Below are 20,913 nucleotides of genomic sequence, written 5' to 3'. Positions count from 1 at the left end.
TCCAAGCCATAAAATAACTCAATGAAAAAGGTAATAGAGACAAGGCTCTACTACCTTCTGTAAATTATATCACATTTTCATAACATTGACTATTTCAAGTTTAATCCCTTCTTATATAACATTGGCTTTTTCTTTTTCGCCTTTTTCCCTGTTAATAAAGAACCTACTAGTAAGAAAGTCGGAATTGATGACAAACCTCCAATTAATAACCAATCTCTTGCTTGTATCGGCATTGTGCTAAAAATCGGTTGTAACGGTGGATAATATATCACCACTAGCATGAGTAGTAATGAAATGATAACCGCCCCTACTAAATACACGTTCCCAAATGGATTACGATGAAAGACAGAATGCTCACTACGACAATCAAATACATGAATAAGCTGAGCAAGTACCAACGTCGCGAACGCTACAGTTTGTGCATATTTCAGTTCATTTGGATGTTGGTTATACGCAATAATAAACGCTACTAACGTCACTGCCCCAATTAAAAAACCTCGACTTATTATTTTCCACGCAAGCCCTCTAGCGAATACCCCTTCTTTCGGGTGGCGCGGCGTTCTCTTCATCACATCTCCTTCAGCCTTATCCAAACCTAATGCCATCGCTGGTAAACCATCAGTAACTAAGTTCACCCATAAAATTTGAATAGGAACCATCGGCAGGGGTAATGCAAGTAACATCGCAAATAACATAACTAAAATTTCTCCAACATTTGATGCTAATAAATATCGGATGAACTTACGTATGTTCTCGTATATATTTCTTCCTTCTTTAATCGCTGACTTAATTGTAGCAAAATTATCGTCTAGTAAAACAAGTGAAGAGGCTTCTTTTGCAACATCTGTTCCTGTAATCCCCATCGCTATCCCAATATCCGCTGTTTTTATAGCTGGAGCATCGTTCACTCCATCACCTGTCATCGCTACTATATGCCCTTGATTTTGCAGTGCCTTAACAATTTTTAATTTATGTTCAGGTGATACACGAGCGAATACATACGTATCTTCTACAACATTTTCTAATTCCTCCACATCCATATTCGCGAGTTCTACTCCTTCAACAACGCGTCCATCTGGTGGCAAAACTCCTAATTGTTCAGCAATCGCCATTGCTGTCACTTTATGATCACCTGTAATCATTACTGTTCGAATACCAGCTTCTTTACACTCTTTTACCGCCTGCGCCACTTCTGGTCTTGGTGGGTCAATCATACCTTGTATCCCAACCAACATAAAATCTTTTTCAACGTCTCTTTCATGTTCAATAGAATCCGTTATTTTTAAAGGTTTAAACGCAACTGCAATTGTTCGAAGCGCTTGACTACCTAAGCTATGAATAGCCGCCTGTACTTCTTTTCTATATAGCTCACTTAACGGCTGTTGCTTATCCCCCCATAAAATCGTTTGACTCATTTGTAAAAGAACATCCGGTGCTCCCTTCGTAACAATAAACTTTTTCCCCTCTCGATCTCGTACAATAACACTCATCATTTTTCGAGTTGAATCAAATGGAAATTCACGAATAACTTCAAATTTCCCTTTCAATGCCTCACGTGTTATCCCAGCTTTCATTGCTGCAGCTACAAGCGCTCCCTCTGTTGGATCTCCATCTAATACGTACGCCTTTTTCTTTTGAATAATATTTGCATTGTTACATAGTGAACCAAATGTAAGTAGCTGATAAAGTGCTTTTGTCTTAGCTGGATTCACTTCTTTTTCACCTTTCATAAAAGAGCCATTAGGTTCATATCCTTGCCCTGTCACTTTCCACAATTCTCCGCCTGACCACATATGTGTTACCATCATTTTGTTTTGCGTCATTGTTCCCGTTTTATCAGAACATATAACGGAAGCACAACCTAACGTTTCTACGGCTGGTAACTTTCGTACAATTGCTCTCTTTTTTATCATACGCTGTACACCAAGTGATAAAGCTACTGTAACAATTGCTGGCAACCCTTCTGGAATAGCCGCAACAGCCAGAGACACACCAGCTAAAAACATATGATATACTTCATTCCCTTGATACACACCAGCTAATACAACGAGTGCTGTCAAAATAAGAGCCACAATAATTAATATTTTTCCGAGCTGTTCTAACCTTCTTTGCAGTGGTGTTTCCATTTGCTCTGCATTTTGTAACATATTTGCAATTTGCCCCATCGCTGTATTCATACCAGTTGCTACAACGACTCCTGTACCAGATCCTCGCGTAATCATTGTCCCCATAAAAGCCATATTTTTTTGATCACCAATTGCAACATCTTGCCCTTGCAATGCTTCTACCTTCTTTTGTACAGGTACGGACTCCCCTGTCAAAGCAGACTCTTCAATATATAAACTTGATGCTTCAACAAGACGCACATCAGCCCCAATACGATCACCACTGGAAAACTTAATAATATCACCTAAAACAAGTGCTTTAGATGGTGCTTTTACCCACTTTCCATTCCGCATTACAGTAACTTGTGGAGCGGCTAGTTCCTTTAAAGCTTCCAATGATTTTTCAGCTTTTCTTTCTTGAAAAAATCCGAGAATACCATTGATAATAACAATGGCAACAATAGCAATAGAATCAATGTATTCACCTAAAAACGCAGAAACAATTGTTGCTCCAAACAAAACGAGTACCATGAAATCTTTAAACTGTGCTAAAAATACCATTAGTGCAGAAGGCCTTTTTGCTTCTTCTAATTCATTAGTACCAAATTTCTTTACGCGCCCTTCTGCTTCTTTCTCTGTAAGTCCAACCTTTACATTCGTATTCGTTCTTTCTTCCACTTCATGTGCCCGCATTCCATACCAGTTCATCCTGCCATCGACCTCCTGATTCCAGACATACTCTATTGAAAGCTTATTCAGCCTCGTCCAAAAAAATGCTATAATTAACTTTTAGTTAGAAAGGAGTGTTCATTTATGGCATTCGATGGATTATTTACAAGAGCAATTACACATGAAATTGCAAATTCTCTTTACACAGGAAGAATTTCCAAAATATATCAACCTTCAAAGTATGAGATTTTATTACATATTCGAGCAAACGGAAAGAACCAAAAACTAATTCTTTCGTCTCACCCTACATATGCGCGTCTGCACTTAACGAATCAAAACTACGATTCACCAGCAATACCGCCAATGTTTTGTATGCTTCTTCGTAAACATTTAGAAGGTGGGTTTATTGAAAAAATTGAACAAATTGACTTAGAACGTATTATTCAAATTACAGTCCGCAGTCGGAATGAAATTGGAGACGAATCATTAAAAACATTAGTAATCGAAATAATGGGCCGACATAGTAACATTATCTTAGTAGATACGAAAACAAACGTTATTTTAGATAGCTTAAAACACATATCTTTAGCGGTAAACCGCCATCGTACTGTATACGCTGGAGCTGAATATATTGCACCACCAGCACAACATAAAATTAACCCACTTCAGATTGAAACAAATGATGAATTTATTAGACCACTAGACTTTCTATCTGGAAACATGGATAAACAGCTTGTCGGCACCTTTACGGGAATATCCCCGTTATTCGCAAAAGAAGTAGTGAAAAAAGCTGGTATGGTAAATGAAAAAGCATTAGCGGATGCATTTTTCTCCATACAAAAACCATTATTAACTCATACATATTCACCAGCGATGACTACTTCAAATGGGAAAGAATTCTTTTATCTTTTCCCTCTTGCACACTTGCAAGGAGAAGATAAGACGTTCTCATCTGTTAGTGAATTGCTTGATCGTTTCTTTTTCGGAAAAGCAGAGCGCGATCGTGTAAAACAACAAGCTCATGATTTAGAACGCTTTATGCAAAATGAAAAAAATAAAAACGAGAAAAAACTCATTAAACTCGAAAAAACACTGCAAGATGCTGGAAAAGCAGATAAATATCAACTATTTGGAGAGCTACTTACAGCTAATATGTACGCTTTGAAAAAAGGCGATAAAGATATTGAGGTCGTTAATTATTACGATGAAAATGGCGGAACTGTAAAAATCACATTAGATCCTTTAAAAACACCATCTGAAAATGCACAACGCTATTTCCAAAAGTATCAAAAAGCAAAAAATTCAGTTGTTGTTGTAGAAGAACAAATCGAAAAAACCAATGAAGAAATTCTTTATTTTGATAGCTTACTTCAACAAATGGAAGCTGCTTCTTCAAAAGATATTGAAGAAATTCGTGAGGAATTAGCTGAAGAAGGTTATGTGCGCAATCGCAAAACGAAAAACGCAAAGAAAAAGCCTACTAAGCCAGTATTAGATAAATATTTAGCAAGTGATGGCACAGAGATTTTCGTTGGTAAAAACAATAAACAAAATGATTATTTAACAACGAAGTTTGCCCGCCGTGATGAAATTTGGTTACATACGAAAGACATACCTGGCTCTCACGTTGTCATTCGTTCTTTAGAGCCTGCTGAAGAAACTTTACTAGAAGCTGCCAAAATTGCCGCTTATTACAGTAAAGCGAAAGAGTCTAGCTCTGTACCTGTTGATTTCACTAAAATACGCCATGTGAAAAAACCGAGTGGTGCAAAACTTGGTTTTGTTACGTACGACAATCAGCAAACCGTATATGTAACACCAGATGCTGATATTGTAATGAAATTAAAAGCGTAAATACAAAAATGCGTTGCTTATAAGCAACGCATTTTTTATATTCGTTCACACTAGTTCATATACCCATTTACTAATTCATAACATCTTGCTTTTGTCATCTTATATTTCTCTTCTGAAGCTTCTATACGCCTCATCGTTCCATTATTTGTATCAGTACCAATTGCTTTAACTTTACTTTCTTTTTCTTTAACCCACGCAATTTGTTTCGTTTTTAACGACTGAAACGCATCAGGTGACATCGTACTTTTTAATGTACTGTAAATTTCATTTAGTTTATTATCCCACAGTTCATAATTTCCTTCTATTTCATTTACTATATCATTGGTTGACATAGCATTCGTATGTTTTTCTTGTTTATCTATAGCAGCTAATTCACTTAAAACATTTGCTCTATCTATCTTTGAAGAAGATTCTTTTTGCGATTGTTTCTCTTCTTTTGAGCCTGTATACGCACTCGAATCCTTTCTCTGTACTTGTTCTGTTTCTTGAATATTTCTTTCTTTCGTTACCTTTTCATACCTATTTTTATCTACATTGTATGAAATAAGAGATGTTTTCGCATTTACAGTAATTAATCCGTTACTATCTTTGAATATGTATTTCTTATCGCCACTATTTTCTTCACTTACAAATGACACATTCTTATCGTCTGGCATTTTTAAAATTCTATTTGCTTCTTCTTTTGTAAGTTTTAAATCTTCAGGAAAAACAAATGACCATTTATCCATTAACCATTCCCCTTCTTTATACACCAAATGAAATTCCCAATCTTGGGCCGCATTACCTATTTCATCTTCTAAACTTAATGTATGTACCGTTAAATTTTCTTTATCTTGTGAAGAAGAAAATCTTATTTCAGTTTGAAAATAATTTGGGAATGGTAACATATCAGTCTCTCTCGATCTATTAAAGTTAGCAAGCAATTCAGGAAGCTGATTCTCTACAAACTTTTCTGAAACCAATCCTTTAACTCCTTTTTTAGCTGTCTCTAAATCCCCAGGATTATTTCGGCTCCATCCATTTTCTTTTTCCATCTCACTAAACGCATTTGCTATTCCATCTACACTCTTTCTTACAATCTTTTTCGCTTCTTTTTCTGTCACTTCTGGCGCTTCATCAAGCTGTTCAATCGTTTCATTTACTTGAACTTTGTTTTCACTTGTTTCACACCCCGTTATAACAAGCATACTAGCGGCCAAACAAAATGACATTACTTTACTTAATTTCTTCATACATTCACATTCCTTAACCCAATTTTTTCGTTACATCTCTTTACCTACAAAAAAACGTAACAATCCCTTATTATACCAATTTTTTAATTTATTTATACAAAAAATATAATACTTAAATTAAAAAGATTTTGTTTGCAAGTTTACATTATTGTTCATTCACATAAAAACTTACTGTAAAAATTTTATATATATTTATTTTACATCCGTCTAGTTTTTTTGACACACAGCTACCCTCTTCTCTTTTATTCTAAATAAATATATTGGCACAATTCTTGCTTTATTAATGTAAAAAGGAGGAATTAAAATGAATATAAGAATAACTAACATCCAAAAACAACTACATAATTACGGAATCGACGGGTTACTTATTACAAAGAAAGAAAACCGTCAATATGCAACAGGCTTTACAGGTAGCGCTGGCGTCGTCTTAATCTCTGCCGATCAAGCTGTTTTTATCACTGATTTCCGCTATGTAGATCAAGCGAAATCACAAATAAAAGATGCTGAAATTATTATGCATAAAGGAAATTTAGAAAAAGAAATTGCACATCAAGTATCGAAATTAAACATTCAAAAACTTGGAATTGAAGAAAACAACATGACATTGCAACAATATAAAAACTTGCAAAAATACGTACAGGCGGAAATGATTCAAGTGTGCGAAATTATCGAAAATATTCGTATCATTAAAGACACGCCTGAAATAGAAACAATGAAAATTGCAGCTAATATCGCGGACGAAGCATTTCACCACATTCTTACGTTTCTAAAACCAGGAATAAGTGAAAATGCTGTACGAGATGAATTAGAATTTTTCATGCGAAAAAAAGGGGCTACATCTTCTTCATTCCAAATCATTGTAGCCTCAGGCGTTCGTTCTTCACTTCCCCATGGAGTTGCATCAAATAAAATAATCGAACGAGGGGATATCGTTACATTAGACTTCGGTGCACTTTACGACGGATATTGTTCCGATATAACACGTACTGTAGCAATAGGGGAACCATCGGAAGAATTCAAAAAAATATACAATGTTGTACGAGAAGCGTTAAAACGTGGGACTGAAGCGATTAAGCCTGGAGAAACTGCGAAAAGTATCGATGATATAACGAGGGATTACATTACAGAACATGGATACGGTCAATACTTTGGCCACTCTACTGGGCACGGTCTTGGGTTAGAAATACATGAACCTCTTCGCTTATCTCAAGAAAGTACGGCTACTTTAGAAGAAGGTATGGTTGTTACAGTTGAACCTGGTATTTACATTCCGAACTGGGGCGGTTGTAGAATTGAAGATGATATCGTCATTACAAAAGATGGATATGAAGTTATTACAAAATCAAATCGAGAACTAATTGTTATTCCTTGTTGAAATCACGACCTTTTTTAAAGGAGTTTTTCGTTGCACATAGAATTCTTTCTCTGGAGTCATCGTTTAAGAGGGGGAATTTAAATTGAATTTTGTAATTGATAAGATAGATGGGTTACAGCCTGAATTTTCAAATCTTGTTTCCATGATGAATTACGCTCGCTATACAACAATGCAAGGGGTGGAAGGTTTAACAATTGAGGAACTTGATTATTTATATGATAAGGACACAAATTCAATTGGCATGTTATTGTATCATATGGCTGCTATTGAATTTTACTACCAGATTCATACTTTTGAAGACCGTGAACCAACGGAGGCTGAATTAGAACGCTGGTTACCTGGCATTGAATTAGGCGATCTTGGGCGTGAGAAAATAAAAGGAAACGCTATAGAATTTTACATAAATACATTACAAGAAGTACGTTCCAAAACAATCGAGACTTTTCAATCGTTACCTGATGAATGGTTATTTAAAACGACAGACTTTTGGTATGACAAACCAGCAAATAACTATTTTAAGTGGTTTCACGTTTTTGAAGATGAAATCAATCATCGTGGACAAATTCGTTTAATTAAAAAGATGCAAAAAGCTCATGCAGTAAAATGAGGAAATGCCACCGAATAAGGTGGCATTTTCTTTTATTCATTAACGAATAGCTTTTCGTTTACTATTTTAGTGACTACCACTACCAACATTAAAATGCATATTAAATATAGCATTTTCGCAATAAACAACCACCCTTGAAACATTACAATTCCATCTATTATCTCATTTCCTTTCCATAACAAAAACGGAATTGTGCTGATTATAATGACAAATTCGATGCTGAAAACCATTTTCTTTTTTCGACTATATGCTTTCCATTCATTCCAGCGATACATAGGAGCAAAAATCAATACTCCTATACATAATATAACTGGTACCCATTCACTGTTAAGAAATTGTCCTGAAATAATTGATAATAGTAAACAAACTAGCACACCATAATATCCTATTTTTTCTCTCATTCGTACTCCCCCATTCTACTTCTCCTTTAATATGTAACTTGCTATACTTATAACAATTCTTAGAAAAATAACAACTATAATTACAAGATAAAGACCGTTTGCAGAAGACATCCATTCTTGAAAAATAGACATTTTCTCCATTTGTTTCTGACCCTCTATTAAAATAACCCCTGCGAACAATGAGCAAACAACGATGATACCTATCATAATTCCGATACTTTTTACTGTATTGTTTCATACCATCCCAGTTATATAAAAGTATAAATACAAACCCGAAAACAAGTATAATACTTATCCATTCATTGTTTGTAAATAGCTTTAAAATGATTAATAGACTACAAGATATGATAAATCCCAAAAATCCAATTTTTTTGTGCATAAGCCCTCCTCGAATTCCATTTTTAGGATTAATTGTATTGTAACATCCATTTTTATCCTTACCATTGCAGTACATGAAATTTTACCTTTTTTTCTGTTTCTTATACTCACATACTTTCCCTACTTTCATACAATAAACTACACGATTGCCTAAGGATGTGAATGTTATGGGAGTTGAATTAACGCTATTACACGCTCTCTATGTTATTTGTTTACTCACTATTATTACCTTTTTTATTCTCCGGAAAGATACTACAATTATTTGTATCGTTTTTATCTTTTTATTAGCATTAACTGCTACAAGTTCTATCCCTCTTGCCGTTAGCGGCATTTTTCAAAGTTTTATTTACGCCATTACTGAGCTATTACCAACTATATTAATCATTTCTATTATTGTATCCATGAGCAATTTACTCGTTCATACCGGTATAAATGATACAATGATTTCACCATTTACAAAGATGATCCGTACCCCTACCCTCGCCTACTGGATTATTGGCCTTTTGATGATGACAATTTCTTTCTTCTTTTGGCCTTCTCCCGCTGTCGCATTAATGGGAGCTATTTTATTACCGGTTGCTGTACGCGTAGGGCTCCCCCCAATTGGAGTAGCAATTGCTATGAACTTATTCGGTCATGGGATTGCTTTATCCGGCGACTTCGTTATACAAGGCGCACCAAAATTAACCGCAGACGCTGCTGGTCTCCCTGTTTCCAGCGTCGTATCTGCAAGTGTTCCACTCGTTATCGTTATGGGCGTTGTGACAACTTCCGTCGCTTTTTTCTTCTTACGAAAAGAGTTTTATACAGGCTTAGCTATACAAGAATCTATTCTATCAACTGAGTCTTCTAAAACGCTCACTTCATTATCTCCTCGCACAAAGAAATGGCTCGCTATTTGTATCCCTATCGTATATATCATTGATATCCTTTGCATGATTCAATTTCAACTACAAGGAAGCGACGCAACTGCACTTATCGGCGGAACAACTGTTATTATGATTATCATCATTTCTCTCATCGCCTACAAAGGTAATGGACTGAATAAAACGACCGATTATTTCATAGAAGGGCTCCAATTTGGCTTTAAAATTTTCGGACCAGTTATTCCTATCGCTGCACTCTTTTATTTAGGAGATAGTGGCTTTGTGAAAATTATCGGGGACTATTTACCGAAAGGTTCACATGGAATCATTAACGACTTAGGCATCGCTTTATCTCAAACTGTTCCTTTAAATCAATATGTATCGGCAGGGACATTAACCATCGTTGGTGTCATTACCGGCTTAGATGGATCAGGTTTTTCAGGTATATCACTTGCTGGTTCCATTGCCAATCTTTTTGGAACAGCACTTGGCCATGGAACAGCTACATTAACAGCACTCGGGCAAATTGCAGCTATATGGACCGGGGGCGGGACGTTAATTCCTTGGGCACTTATTCCTGCTGCTGGGATTTGTAAAGTCGATCCATTTGAACTTGCACGCCGAAACTTTTTACCGGTTGTTATCGGTTTAATTGTCACCACGATCGTTGCGATGTTTATCCTATAACGTAAGCAAGTGTTCTCTTGCTTACGTTTTTTGCTTGTAAAATTCATCATGAATTATCAGTTTTCAAGAGGGATTCGTTATTACTTAGCGAAATTATATTAGGAGAGTAATTATTTCAAAACGTTTACGAGAAACAGATTACTGCAATTAGAAAAGGGGACATACCTATGAATGAATTGATTTTCGTCTTATTAATTTGTCCATTATTTATCTTTATCGTATCTGTTATTGGAACACGCAAAACGAAAACGTATTACGTAATGCCGATTGTAACGTTTGCTAGTTTTTTAATAATAGGTGTTATCGCCTTTACTCCAAAATTTTTCTTTTGGGTTGGCATGTACAGCATCTTCTCGTTTATCGTTTCTTATATGACGCTATTGTTTGTGAAAGGATATGAGGTTGCTGAAAACGCTAAATAGTTGTTAACAAGGAGACAGCAATATGATTTTCTTTGATATTGATGGAACTTTACTTGATTATGAGGCTGCTGAAAGAAATGGTATTATAGATTTTTTTCAAATATATAATACTATTTTTTCAGGCAATGAATTAGAGGCAACGAAAGTCTGGCATGAATTATCAGAAGAATATTTCAACAAATTTTTATCCAGGGAATTATCTTTTCAAGAACAACAAGTAATGCGAATGTATCATTTATTTAAAACATATGGAGTAAACCTATCACCCAAAGAATCTCAACATAGATTCAATCAATATATAGAACTATATAAGAACAACTGGACCGCGTTTGAAGATGTACACTATACATTACAGAACTTGCAGCAAGGCGGTCACTCATTAGGTATCATTAGTAATGGTGACTATGAACAACAAGTCGAAAAATTAACTGCCCTAAACATTTTAAAACATTTCAAATATATATTTACTTCTAGTGAACTTGGTATATCGAAACCAGATCCTGAAATTTTTCACAGAACCGTATTACAATCGAACCTTGAAATGAAAGATTGCTATTATATTGGCGATCGATTAGAGACTGATGCGATTAGTAGTACAGCAGCTGGGATGCAAGGGATATGGTTAAATCGAGATAACTCACAACTCAAGTACGATATTCCTACTATCTGTTCTTTACATGAAGTTTTAACAATAATATAAAAAACGACCGCGTTCCCCCGCGGTCGTTTTTTTCATGTTACGCTGTGATCCAAGCTTCGTTAGCTGGATTTTTACGCCACTCTTGTAATTTTTTCGTTTCAGCTTGTCCGATCATACCTTTTTCTGCTGCAACTTCAGTTAATGCACTGTAATCACTTAAAGAATATGATGCTACGTTAGCTGCTTCTAGCTTTTCTTTTCCTGCTTCTAGCTCGTATGTGAAGATTGATACGATTCCTAATACTTCACAGCCAGCTTCGCGAAGTGCTTCTACACATGTAATTGCACTTCCGCCAGTTGAAATTAAGTCTTCTACTACTACAACTTTTTGACCTTTTTCAGCTTTTCCTTCAATTTGATTCCCTTTACCGTGGCCTTTTGCTTTACTACGTACGTAGCACATTGGTAAATCCATACGATCGCTTACCCATGCAGCGTGCGCAATACCAGCAGTTGCTGTTCCTGCAATAACTTCTACAGTTGGGAAGTTCTCTTTAATTAACTCTTCTAATCCAGCTGCAATCGCTTGACGTACTTTTGGATAAGATAAAGTTAAACGGTTATCACAATAAATTGGTGATTTCATACCTGAAGACCATGTGAATGGATCATTCGGTTGTAAAAATACTGCTCCAATTTCTAATAAATGCGATGCGATTTCTTTTTTCATACTGTTACACCTTCCCACTGTTGTTTTACTGTTTTATACGCTTCAAGCGGATTTTCTGCTTTTGTAATACTACGTCCAACTACGATGTAGCTTGAGCCAAGTTCCCTCGCACGTTTCGGTGTTGCTACGCGCACCTGGTCATTTACATCATCGCTTGCAAGACGAATCCCCGGTGTTACTGTTACAAATTCATTCCCGCATACTTCACGTAATTTTGGAACTTCAAGCGTTGAGCAAACAACGCCATCAAGTCCACTTTCTTTCGTTAGTTTTGCATAATGAGCAACCGCTTCTTCTAACGTCTTCTCAATGCCAATCTCTTTTTTCATCATAGCTTCCGAAGTGCTTGTTAGTTGTGTAACTGCAATACAAATCGGTCTCTCTTTTCCTTCTTGCTTACCTTCCTCTAATCCCTCAATCGCAGCTTTCATCATGCTGCTTCCCCCAGCAGCATGAACATTTACCATATCAACATCTAGACTAGCTAGGCTACGCATAGCGCTTTTTACTGTATTCGGAATATCATGAAGTTTTAAATCTAGAAAAATCTTATGTCCTTTTTCTTTTAAGTACGTAATAATTGCAGGGCCTTCTTTGTAAAATAACTCCATACCAACTTTGACAAATAACTCTTCCCCTTCAAAGTGGCGCAAGAATTGTTCTACATCTTGTTTCCCTGGAAAATCTAGTGCAACGATTAACGACTGTGACATGTTTGCTTCCAGCTCCTTCCTTGACATTCCGAAATGTGATCAAATCCTAATTCATCTAGTAATGCTGGTAACTCTTCAATAATTGTCGGACATACGAACGGATCGATAAAGTTCGCTGTACCTACTGCAACTGCGCTTGCGCCAGCGTAGAAGAATTCAATTACATCTTCCGCTGTTTCAATACCACCCATTCCGATAATTGGAATGTTAACCGCTTGGCTTACTTCATGTACCATACGAATTGCTACTGGCTTAATCGCAGGACCTGATAATCCGCCTGTACGGTTTGCTAAAATTGGTTTAGCTGTTTTTAAATCTAAACGCATACCAAGCAATGTATTAATCATCGTTAAACCATCTGCACCTGCATTTTCAATCGCTTTTGCAATTTCCACTATGTTTGCCACGTTTGGTGACAATTTCACGTATACAGGTACTTCAGAAACCTCTTTTACTCGCTTCGTTAAATCAGCAGCAATTTCAGGATTTGTACCAAAGGCGATACCACCTGTTTTTACGTTCGGACAAGAAATATTTAATTCTAGTGCATGGACATTAGGCGCTTTAGAAATTTCCTTTGCAACCGCTACATAATCCTCAGCTTGTGAGCCTGCAACGTTAGCAATGATTGGAAGGTCAAATTGTTCTAACCATGGTAATTCAGAATTCATTACTTTTTCTAACCCTGGGTTTTGAAGTCCGATCGCATTTAACATGCCGCCCGGTGTTTCAGCAACACGAGGTGTTGGATTTCCATAGCGTGGTTGTTCTGTCGTCGCTTTAATCATGATTGATCCTAGTACACTTAAATCGTAAAACTGTGCATATTCACGACCAAATCCAAAGCATCCAGATGCCGGTATAATTGGATTTTTTAATGATAATCCTGGTAATTCAACTTGCAATCTGTTCATAGTACAACCTCCCCGATTGGAAATACTGGTCCGTCGCTACACACCTTCTTGTAAGAATGTCCACTTGGATCTTCTTGTAAGTGGCATACACATGCGAAACAAGCTCCAATACCGCAGCCCATACGTTCTTCTAATGAAATATAGGCTTTTTTCTCTTTGTAACGTCCTTCTAATGCACGAAGCATCGCTAACGGACCACATGAATAAAGAATATCAAAGTCAATTCCGTAATTATCAATTACATCTGTGACAAATCCTTTTGTACCGTGTGTACCATCTACTGTCGCAACGTACGTATCACCAAGTTCTGCAAATTTTTCTTCATAGAAAACTACATCTTTCGTTTGAAAACCTAAGATGTGAATTACACGTACACCTTTTGCAACGAGGCGCTGTGATAGTTCATAAAGTGGTGGTACACCAATCCCCCCGCCTACTAGTAAAGCTGTTTGACCAGCTTCTGCTTCTTCTACAGGAAAACCGTGTCCTAGTGGTCCTAGTACGTCTACCATTTCACCTTGTTTTCTAGTTGCTAATGTTTTTGTCCCTTGTCCTTCCGCACGATATAGCATTGTAAATTCGTTCTTCTCTTGATCTACATTACAAATACTAATCGGGCGGCGCAGAAGGGGCGCAATGCCCTCTGCTACCTTAATGTGTACAAACTGCCCTGGTTCGTTCATTTGCTGTACTAAAGTTCCTTGAAGCACTAACTCGTAAATGTTTTTTGCGATTTCTTTTTGATTAACGACGATCATATTTTGCTTTTGCATCATGCATGTACCACCTCGTGACGCTTTGTTTGCGTAATTTCTTTCATTGAATGAGCTGAGAATGTCATAGATTCTAATACTCGTAAGATTGCTCTTGTTGTATCAAGTGATGTTAAGCAAGCCACGCCATTTTCTACTGATTCACGGCGAATGCGGAAACCATCACGCGCTGGTTGTTTACCTTTTGTTAATGTGTTAATTACAAACTGTGCTTTTCCTTGACGGATAATATCTAGTAAGTTGTAGTCTTCAGAATCAATTTTGTTTACAACTTGTACTGGGATATTTTGCTCTTCTAATGATTGTGCTGTTCCAGCTGTTGCTAATAAGTTATAGCCGATTTCGTGGAAACGTTTTGCAATTTCCATCGCCTCTTCTTTATCTTTATCCGCTACAGTAATGATTACTGATCCGTGCGTTGGGATGTTAATTCCTGAAGCAACTAATCCTTTATATAATGCTTTTTCAAGCGTTAAGTCTTTACCCATTACTTCCCCTGTTGATTTCATTTCAGGTCCTAATGTTGTATCAACTGAACGTAGTTTCGCGAATGAGAATACCGGAGCTTTTACATATACTTCTTTCTCTTCTGGGTGATAGCCCGTTCCGTATCCTTGCTCTACTAGGTCTTGCCCTAAAATAACTTTCGTTGCAACATTCGCCATCGGTACGCCTGTAATTTTACTTAAGAACGGTACTGTACGGCTTGCACGTGGGTTTACTTCAATTACGTACACTTGATCTTTGAATACTACAAACTGGATATTTAGTAATCCAACAATGTTTAATCCTTTTCCAAGTGCAATTGTATGTTCAATGATTTGTTCTTTTAGTTTTTCAGATAAACTTTGTGGTGGATATACTCCAATTGAGTCACCAGAGTGAACTCCAGCGCGTTCAATATGTTCCATAATACCTGGAATGAATACATTCTCACCATCTGAAATTGCATCTACTTCAATTTCTTTACCAACCATGTAACGGTCGATTAATACTGGGTGATCTGCATGAACTTTAACTGCATTTTTCATGTAGTGCAGCAGTTCTTCTTGACGATATACGATTTCCATCGCACGTCCACCTAGTACGTAAGATGGTCTTACTAATACTGGATAACCAATTTCTTCTGCGATTGCTACCGCTTGTTCTACAGTCGTTGCTGTTTTACCAACTGGTTGCGGGATACCAAGTTTTGTTAAAGCAGCTTCAAATTTATCACGATCTTCTGCACGGTCTAAGTCTTCAAGTGATGTTCCTAAGATTTTCACACCGTGAGCCTCTAATTTCGCCGCTAAGTTAATTGCCGTTTGTCCACCGAACTGAACAATAACGCCTTCTGGTTTTTCTAAATCAATGATGTGCATTACATCTTCAATTGTTAATGGTTCAAAGTATAATTTGTCAGAAATACTGAAGTCTGTTGAAACTGTTTCTGGATTGTTATTAACAATGATTGCCTCATATCCAGCTTCTTTAATTGCCCATACAGAGTGAACTGTTGCATAGTCAAACTCAACCCCTTGACCGATACGGATTGGACCAGACCCTAGTACAACAACACTCTTACGATCTGTTATCACCGATTCATTCTCATCACCATATGTGCTGTAGTAGTATGGTGTTGCAGATTCAAACTCTGCCGCACAAGTATCTACCATTTTATAAACAGGAGTTATATTGCTTTCTTTACGCATATCGTAAATTTCACGCTCCGTTTTGTTCCAAGCAGCTGCAATGTAGTGATCACTGAAGCCCATTTCTTTCGCAGCTTGTAGTACTTCCATATTTCCTACATTCGCTTTTACTTCGCGTTCCATATTTACGATGTTTTCAATTTTTTGTAAGAAGAAGAAGTCCATTTCACACCATTCGTTGATTTCTTCTTTCGTTACACCTTGACGAATTGCTTCTGCTACAATAAACAGTCGCTCATCGTCTGCTTTAATAATGCGTTTTTTCATTGTTTCTTTATCAAGTTCTTTTAAGTGGTCTAATTCTAAGTGATAAATGCCAAGCTCTAAAGAACGAACCGCTTTTAATAATGATTGCTCTAAGTTACGTCCGATTGACATAACTTCACCAGTTGCCTTCATTTGTGTACCAAGTGTTCTGTTTGCTGATTCAAACTTATCAAATGGCCAGCGTGGAATTTTTGAAACAACATAGTCTAATGCTGGCTCGAAGCAAGCGTAAGTTTTTTGTGTTACTGGGTTTATGATTTCATCTAATGTTAAGCCGACTGCAATTTTCGCTGCTAATTTTGCAATTGGATATCCAGTCGCTTTAGATGCTAGTGCAGATGAACGACTTACACGTGGGTTTACTTCGATTACATAGTATTGGAAGCTATGTGGATCTAGTGCAAGCTGAACGTTACATCCACCTTCAATTCCTAATGCACGAATAATTCGTAATGAAGTGTTTCGTAACATTTGATATTCACGGTCGCTTAATGTTTGGCTTGGTGCTACTACGATAGAATCACCTGTGTGAACCCCAACTGGATCGATGTTTTCCATGTTACATACTACAATCGCGTTATCATTCGAATCACGCATTACTTCATATTCAATTTCCTTACAACCAGCAATGCTCTTTTCTAATAAACATTGTGTTACTGGACTATGTTTTAATCCACCGGATACGATTTCAATTAGTTCTTCTTCATTACTACAAATTCCGCCACCTGTTCCTCCCATTGTAAATGCTGGGCGAACAATAACTGGATAACCAATTTCTTTTACAAATTCATGTGCTTCTTCCAGCGTATGAATGATCGTACTAGATGGAATTGGTTCATTTAAATCCTGCATTAATGTACGGAATAAATCGCGATCCTCCGCTTGCTCGATGGCTGATAATTTCGTTCCTAAAATTTCAACTCCGCATTCTTCAAGTATGCCTGATTTCGCAAGTTCAACAGCCATATTTAACCCTGTTTGACCACCTAATGTTGGTAAGATTGCATCTGGACGTTCTTTACGAATAATACGGCTTACGAATTCTAATGTTAATGGTTCGATATATACTTTATCTGCTGTTGCAGTATCTGTCATAATTGTTGCTGGGTTAGAGTTAACAAGGATTACTTTGTAACCTTCTTCTCTTAGAGATTGACAAGCTTGTGTACCAGAGTAGTCAAACTCCGCTGCTTGCCCAATTACAATTGGTCCTGATCCGATTACTAAAATTGTGTTAATGTCTAGGCGTTTTGGCATAACTCTTCCCCTTCTTTCTTGAAGTTTTCAATCATTGCTAAGAAATCTTCGAATAAATCATTTGCATCTTCAGGTCCTGCTGAAGCTTCTGGATGGTATTGTACTGTAAATGCTGGGAACTTCTTATGACGAAGACCTTCTACTGTTCCATCATTTAAAGCAACATGTGTAATTTCAAGCTCTGTATTTTCAACTGATTCTTCTTCTACTGCGTAACCATGGTTTTGAGATGTAATTGCTACTTTTCCAGTTGCAAGATTTTTTACTGGATGGTTTAAACCACGGTGACCGAATTTCAACTTACTTGTATTTGCACCAGATGCTAGAGCGAACAATTGATGTCCTAGGCAAATTCCGAATAAAGGAACTTTACCGATAATGTCTTTTAACATTTCAATTGCTTCTGGTACATCTTTTGGATCCCCAGGTCCGTTACTTAACATAATTCCATCTGGGCTAAGGCGTAAAATTTCTTCTGCTGTTGTGTTGTAAGGAACTACAATTACATCACAGTCACGCTTATTTAATTCTCGTAAAATACCATGTTTCATTCCGAAGTCTACAAGTACAACTCGGTGTCCGCGTCCTGGACTTGGGTATGGATCTTTCGTCGATACGCGTTTCACGTGATCTGTAAATACTGTCGCTTTTAATTGGCTCACGATGTATTCTACATCTGCATCCATGTTACAAAGGCGTCCGCGTAATGTACCGTATTGACGAATTTTTCTCGTTAATTTTCTCGTATCAATTCCTGCTAATCCCGGGATGTTTCTTTCTTTTAAGTAATCATTTAACGAAATTTCATTACGGAAGTTTGATGGATGATCACAAATTTCGTTTACGATTAAACCATTTACAGATGGGTGAATCGATTCGAAATCGTCACGGTTAATGCCGTAGTTTCCGATTAATGGGTACGTGAATGTTACGATTTGACCGCAATATGATGGATCAGATAATGTTTCTTGATATCCAGTCATTCCTGTTGTAAATACAACCTCACCTGACTTTTCGATTTCTCCTCCGAAACCTTTTCCAATTAATACTGTTCCATCTTCTAAGATAAGTTGTCTTTTCATACTAATGCACTCTCCTTTTGCCATGCGATCTTACCACCAACGATTGTCATTACCGGCCATCCTTGGCATTTCCAACCTGCGAATGGTGTATTTTTTCCTTTTGATAAGAATGTTGTTGGATCAATCTCTTCTTCTTGTTCTAAATCAATGATTGTAATATCAGCTGTTCTACCTTCTTTCAGGCGACCTGCTTCTAAGCCGAATGTATCAGCTGGCTTTTCTGTTAAATATTGAATTAATTGTTCTAGCGTAATAACTCCTTTTTTCACAAGGTTTGTGTATAGAAGCGGGAATGCTGTTTCAAAACCAGTAATTCCGAATGGTGCTCTTTCAATTCCTTGTGCTTTCTCTTCCGCTGTATGCGGTGCATGGTCAGTTGCGATCATATCGATCGTTCCATCTAATAAACCTTCAATTAATGCTGCATGGTCTTCTTTTCCACGAAGCGGTGGGTTCATTTTAAAATTAGGATCAGCTGATGGGATATCATCTTCACATAACACTAGGTGATGTGGTGTTACTTCTGCTGTTACTTTAATTCCAGCGCGTTTCGCATCACGGATTACACGTACTGAACCTTTCGTACTTACGTGACATACGTGATAGTGACAATCTGCTGCTTCCGCAAGCAATATATCCCTTGCAATATGTACAGATTCACATACTGATGGGATACCGTTTAATCCGTGTTTCTCAGAAAACTTCCCTTCATGTACACAACCTTTATTAATAAGCGTATTCTCTTCACAGTGCGCAACTACTGCCATATCTAATTTTGCTGCACGTTTCATAGCCGCTAACATCATGCTCGCATCTTGTACGCCTACGCCGTCATCTGTGAAAGCAAATGCTCCAAGTTCTTTTAATGTTTCGAAATCTGTCATTTCAGAACCAGCTTGACGTACTGTAATTGCTCCGTATGGTAGTACGTTGACATGTGCTTTTTCTTTAATACGATTTTGCAAGTCTTCCATATGTTCTCTGCAATCTGGTACTGGACGTGTATTTGGCATTGCACAAATTGTAGTGAATCCACCTTTTGCCGCTGCTAGTGTACCTGTTTCAATTGTTTCTTTATGTTCACCACCTGGTTCACGAAGATGTACGTGTACATCTACTAATCCAGGTGCGATTAACTTTCCGTTCACATCGATTACTTCAGCATTATCTGCCGTAATATTTTCTGCTACCTTAGCGATTTTACCGTCTTGTACGAGAAGATCTGTTGCTACAATTTTTCCTTCTTCATTCATATAACGACCATTTTTAAACAAGTAATTCATGTTTCATTCCTCCTAATACATTTGGTAAGGCGCGTTTTAGTACAGCCATTCTTACGTAAACTCCATTTTCCATTTGTTTAAATATGCGTGAACGCTCACACTCAACAAGTTCACTTGCAATTTCAACATCACGGTTTACGGGAGCTGGATGCATAATAATGCTTCCTTCTTTCATACGCTTTTCTCTTTCTACTGTTAATCCGTGTTTCTCATGATATTCTTTCATAATGTCTGTTTCATAATGATCATGACGCTCATGTTGTACACGGAGTAACATCATTACATCCACTTCTGGAACAAGTTCATCTAATGGTTTGTATGTTCCAAATGTGTTGTCTTCACCTTTCCACTCTTCTGGACTTGCAAAGTAAATTGTTGCACCAAGCTTCGTTAATGCTTCTGCATTAGAACGTGCTACTCGGCTATGACGAACATCTCCTACTATTGCAATCTTCAAACCTTCAAATCTTCCAAACTCTTGTTTAATTGTAAGAAGGTCGAGTAGGCACTGTGTTGGGTGGTTTCCACATCCATCTCCAGCGTTTAAGATCGGGATATTCACCTGATCTTTTAGTTCATCGAAGTAGCGATCTTGCTCATGGCGGATGACCACTGCTTTTGTTCCGATTGATTCTAGTGTTCTTATCGTATCGTATAAAGTTTCTCCTTTTTGTACGCTAGATGCATCAGCTGAAAAGTTTAAAACATCTAGTCCTAATCTCTTCTCAGCAACTTCAAAGCTAAATCTCGTTCTCGTACTATTCTCAAAGAACAAGTTTGCAACAAAAGTTTGCTCTGTCGTTTTGCTCTCTTTTCCATTCGCAAAATCTTCTGCGTCTTTTAGGATTTCTGAAATTTCTACTTCCGATAATTCACTCATCGTTAACAAATGGCTCATCGTCATCCCTCATCTTTCTGATTTTTATGTTACCACTTTTGTATTTTTATAACAACCTTTGCATAA

The 20,913-nt window shown here is 37.1% G+C and carries 17 protein-coding genes and 1 pseudogene; 6 read left to right on the top strand and 12 right to left on the bottom strand.

Annotation, left to right across the window (positions count from 1 at the left end; translation table 11 throughout):
• Positions 1-89 precede the first annotated feature (89 nt).
• Positions 90-2,813: a calcium-translocating P-type ATPase, SERCA-type gene (locus BM089_RS14385; protein ID WP_001104774.1), complete on the bottom strand. Its 2,724-nt coding sequence runs from the start codon at positions 2,811-2,813 to the stop codon at positions 90-92.
• A 105-nt stretch (positions 2,814-2,918) separates the two neighbouring features.
• On the opposite strand from BM089_RS14385, the gene BM089_RS14380 reads away from it, so the two are divergent.
• Positions 2,919-4,628, top strand: a complete 1,710-nt coding sequence (locus tag BM089_RS14380; RefSeq protein ID WP_000863271.1) for an Rqc2 family fibronectin-binding protein — start codon at positions 2,919-2,921, stop codon at positions 4,626-4,628.
• A gap of 50 nt (positions 4,629-4,678) precedes the next feature.
• On the opposite strand, the gene BM089_RS14375 is transcribed toward BM089_RS14380, so the two are convergent.
• Positions 4,679-5,860: a lysozyme inhibitor LprI family protein gene (locus BM089_RS14375; protein WP_090977184.1), complete on the bottom strand. Its 1,182-nt coding sequence runs from the start codon at positions 5,858-5,860 to the stop codon at positions 4,679-4,681.
• 304 nt (positions 5,861-6,164) lie between these two features.
• Between BM089_RS14375 and BM089_RS14370 the strand changes: the two genes are divergently transcribed.
• Both BM089_RS14370 and BM089_RS14365 read left to right on the top strand, forming a co-directional pair.
• A complete protein-coding gene (locus BM089_RS14370) occupies positions 6,165-7,235 on the top strand; it encodes a M24 family metallopeptidase (RefSeq protein ID WP_001026209.1) in 1,071 nt (356 codons plus the stop codon).
• Positions 7,236-7,317: 82 nt separating this feature from the next.
• Positions 7,318-7,842 carry a DinB family protein gene (locus BM089_RS14365; protein WP_001012043.1) on the top strand — a complete coding sequence of 175 codons (525 nt, stop codon included), beginning with the start codon at positions 7,318-7,320 and terminating at the stop codon, positions 7,840-7,842.
• A 32-nt stretch (positions 7,843-7,874) separates the two neighbouring features.
• Here the strand turns inward: BM089_RS14365 and BM089_RS14360 are convergent, their stop codons facing one another.
• Positions 7,875-8,243: a YoqO family protein gene (locus BM089_RS14360; protein ID WP_001208250.1), complete on the bottom strand. Its 369-nt coding sequence runs from the start codon at positions 8,241-8,243 to the stop codon at positions 7,875-7,877.
• 15 nt (positions 8,244-8,258) lie between these two features.
• Positions 8,259-8,622, bottom strand: a pseudogene (locus BM089_RS14355) (YoqO family protein).
• 166 nt (positions 8,623-8,788) lie between these two features.
• Here BM089_RS14355 and BM089_RS14350 point away from each other — a divergent pair.
• The 3 genes from BM089_RS14350 to BM089_RS14340 all read left to right on the top strand — a co-directional run bounded on the left by BM089_RS14350 (position 8,789) and on the right by BM089_RS14340 (position 11,296).
• Positions 8,789-10,174 (top strand): hypothetical protein, encoded by a 1,386-nt coding sequence (locus BM089_RS14350; RefSeq protein ID WP_090977182.1) that lies wholly within the window; start codon positions 8,789-8,791, stop codon positions 10,172-10,174.
• Between the two features lie 167 nt (positions 10,175-10,341).
• On the top strand, positions 10,342-10,596 hold the full coding sequence (locus BM089_RS14345) for a YbeF family protein (protein WP_001003915.1): 255 nt from the start codon (positions 10,342-10,344) through the stop codon (positions 10,594-10,596).
• Positions 10,597-10,618: 22 nt separating this feature from the next.
• Complete coding sequence (locus tag BM089_RS14340) at positions 10,619-11,296, top strand: HAD family hydrolase (RefSeq protein ID WP_053563752.1); 678 nt, start codon at positions 10,619-10,621, stop codon at positions 11,294-11,296.
• 37 nt (positions 11,297-11,333) lie between these two features.
• Here the strand turns inward: BM089_RS14340 and pyrE are convergent, their stop codons facing one another.
• Genes pyrE through pyrB form a run of 8 tightly spaced genes read right to left on the bottom strand, consistent with a single transcriptional unit; the run spans position 11,334 to position 20,847 of the window.
• Positions 11,334-11,966 (bottom strand): orotate phosphoribosyltransferase, encoded by a 633-nt coding sequence (gene pyrE, locus BM089_RS14335; protein ID WP_053563751.1) that lies wholly within the window; start codon positions 11,964-11,966, stop codon positions 11,334-11,336.
• A complete protein-coding gene (pyrF, locus tag BM089_RS14330; RefSeq protein ID WP_000083496.1) occupies positions 11,963-12,679 on the bottom strand; it encodes an orotidine-5'-phosphate decarboxylase in 717 nt (238 codons plus the stop codon). Before pyrF ends, pyrE begins: the two co-directional genes overlap by 4 nt.
• Entirely contained in the window at positions 12,664-13,593 is a 930-nt protein-coding gene (pyrD, locus tag BM089_RS14325) for a dihydroorotate oxidase B catalytic subunit (protein WP_001081057.1), read from the bottom strand. The genes pyrF and pyrD overlap by 16 nt, the downstream gene beginning before the upstream one ends.
• Positions 13,590-14,369 carry a dihydroorotate oxidase B electron transfer subunit gene (pyrK, locus tag BM089_RS14320; protein ID WP_000983359.1) on the bottom strand — a complete coding sequence of 260 codons (780 nt, stop codon included), beginning with the start codon at positions 14,367-14,369 and terminating at the stop codon, positions 13,590-13,592. Before pyrK ends, pyrD begins: the two co-directional genes overlap by 4 nt.
• The gene (gene carB / locus BM089_RS14315) at positions 14,366-17,584 is read right to left on the bottom strand and encodes a carbamoyl-phosphate synthase large subunit (RefSeq protein WP_001126128.1); all 3,219 of its coding nucleotides are present in this window, start codon (positions 17,582-17,584) and stop codon (positions 14,366-14,368) included. The genes pyrK and carB overlap by 4 nt, the downstream gene beginning before the upstream one ends.
• A complete protein-coding gene (locus tag BM089_RS14310) occupies positions 17,569-18,666 on the bottom strand; it encodes a carbamoyl phosphate synthase small subunit (RefSeq protein ID WP_000828670.1) in 1,098 nt (365 codons plus the stop codon). Before BM089_RS14310 ends, carB begins: the two co-directional genes overlap by 16 nt.
• On the bottom strand, positions 18,663-19,949 hold the full coding sequence (pyrC, locus tag BM089_RS14305; protein WP_001108371.1) for a dihydroorotase: 1,287 nt from the start codon (positions 19,947-19,949) through the stop codon (positions 18,663-18,665). The genes BM089_RS14310 and pyrC overlap by 4 nt, the downstream gene beginning before the upstream one ends.
• A complete protein-coding gene (gene pyrB / locus BM089_RS14300) occupies positions 19,933-20,847 on the bottom strand; it encodes an aspartate carbamoyltransferase (protein WP_000018860.1) in 915 nt (304 codons plus the stop codon). Before pyrB ends, pyrC begins: the two co-directional genes overlap by 17 nt.
• Positions 20,848-20,913 lie beyond the last annotated feature (66 nt).

This window comes from Bacillus sp. 5mfcol3.1, assembly GCF_900114335.1.
Lineage (GTDB): Bacteria > Bacillota > Bacilli > Bacillales > Bacillaceae_G > Bacillus_A > Bacillus_A thuringiensis_S.
Note: the sequence above shows the minus strand (reverse complement) of the source record. Positions and strands in the feature narration are given on the sequence as shown.

What these genes read in the sequence shown, in the direction of transcription:
- BM089_RS14385 (WP_001104774.1), bottom strand. Translation starts at nt 2,813, where the DNA reads ATGAACTGGTATGGAATGCGGGCACATGAAGTGGAAGAAAGAACGAAT.
- BM089_RS14380 (WP_000863271.1), top strand. Translation starts at nt 2,919, where the DNA reads ATGGCATTCGATGGATTATTTACAAGAGCAATTACACATGAAATTGCA.
- BM089_RS14375 (WP_090977184.1), bottom strand. Translation starts at nt 5,860, where the DNA reads ATGAAGAAATTAAGTAAAGTAATGTCATTTTGTTTGGCCGCTAGTATG.
- BM089_RS14370 (WP_001026209.1), top strand. Translation starts at nt 6,165, where the DNA reads ATGAATATAAGAATAACTAACATCCAAAAACAACTACATAATTACGGA.
- BM089_RS14360 (WP_001208250.1), bottom strand. Translation starts at nt 8,243, where the DNA reads ATGAGAGAAAAAATAGGATATTATGGTGTGCTAGTTTGTTTACTATTA.
- BM089_RS14350 (WP_090977182.1), top strand. Translation starts at nt 8,789, where the DNA reads ATGGGAGTTGAATTAACGCTATTACACGCTCTCTATGTTATTTGTTTA.
- BM089_RS14345 (WP_001003915.1), top strand. Translation starts at nt 10,342, where the DNA reads ATGAATGAATTGATTTTCGTCTTATTAATTTGTCCATTATTTATCTTT.
- BM089_RS14340 (WP_053563752.1), top strand. Translation starts at nt 10,619, where the DNA reads ATGATTTTCTTTGATATTGATGGAACTTTACTTGATTATGAGGCTGCT.
- pyrE (WP_053563751.1), bottom strand. Translation starts at nt 11,966, where the DNA reads ATGAAAAAAGAAATCGCATCGCATTTATTAGAAATTGGAGCAGTATTT.
- pyrF (WP_000083496.1), bottom strand. Translation starts at nt 12,679, where the DNA reads ATGTCACAGTCGTTAATCGTTGCACTAGATTTTCCAGGGAAACAAGAT.
- pyrD (WP_001081057.1), bottom strand. Translation starts at nt 13,593, where the DNA reads ATGAACAGATTGCAAGTTGAATTACCAGGATTATCATTAAAAAATCCA.
- pyrK (WP_000983359.1), bottom strand. Translation starts at nt 14,369, where the DNA reads ATGATGCAAAAGCAAAATATGATCGTCGTTAATCAAAAAGAAATCGCA.
- carB (WP_001126128.1), bottom strand. Translation starts at nt 17,584, where the DNA reads ATGCCAAAACGCCTAGACATTAACACAATTTTAGTAATCGGATCAGGA.
- BM089_RS14310 (WP_000828670.1), bottom strand. Translation starts at nt 18,666, where the DNA reads ATGAAAAGACAACTTATCTTAGAAGATGGAACAGTATTAATTGGAAAA.
- pyrC (WP_001108371.1), bottom strand. Translation starts at nt 19,949, where the DNA reads ATGAATTACTTGTTTAAAAATGGTCGTTATATGAATGAAGAAGGAAAA.
- pyrB (WP_000018860.1), bottom strand. Translation starts at nt 20,847, where the DNA reads ATGAGCCATTTGTTAACGATGAGTGAATTATCGGAAGTAGAAATTTCA.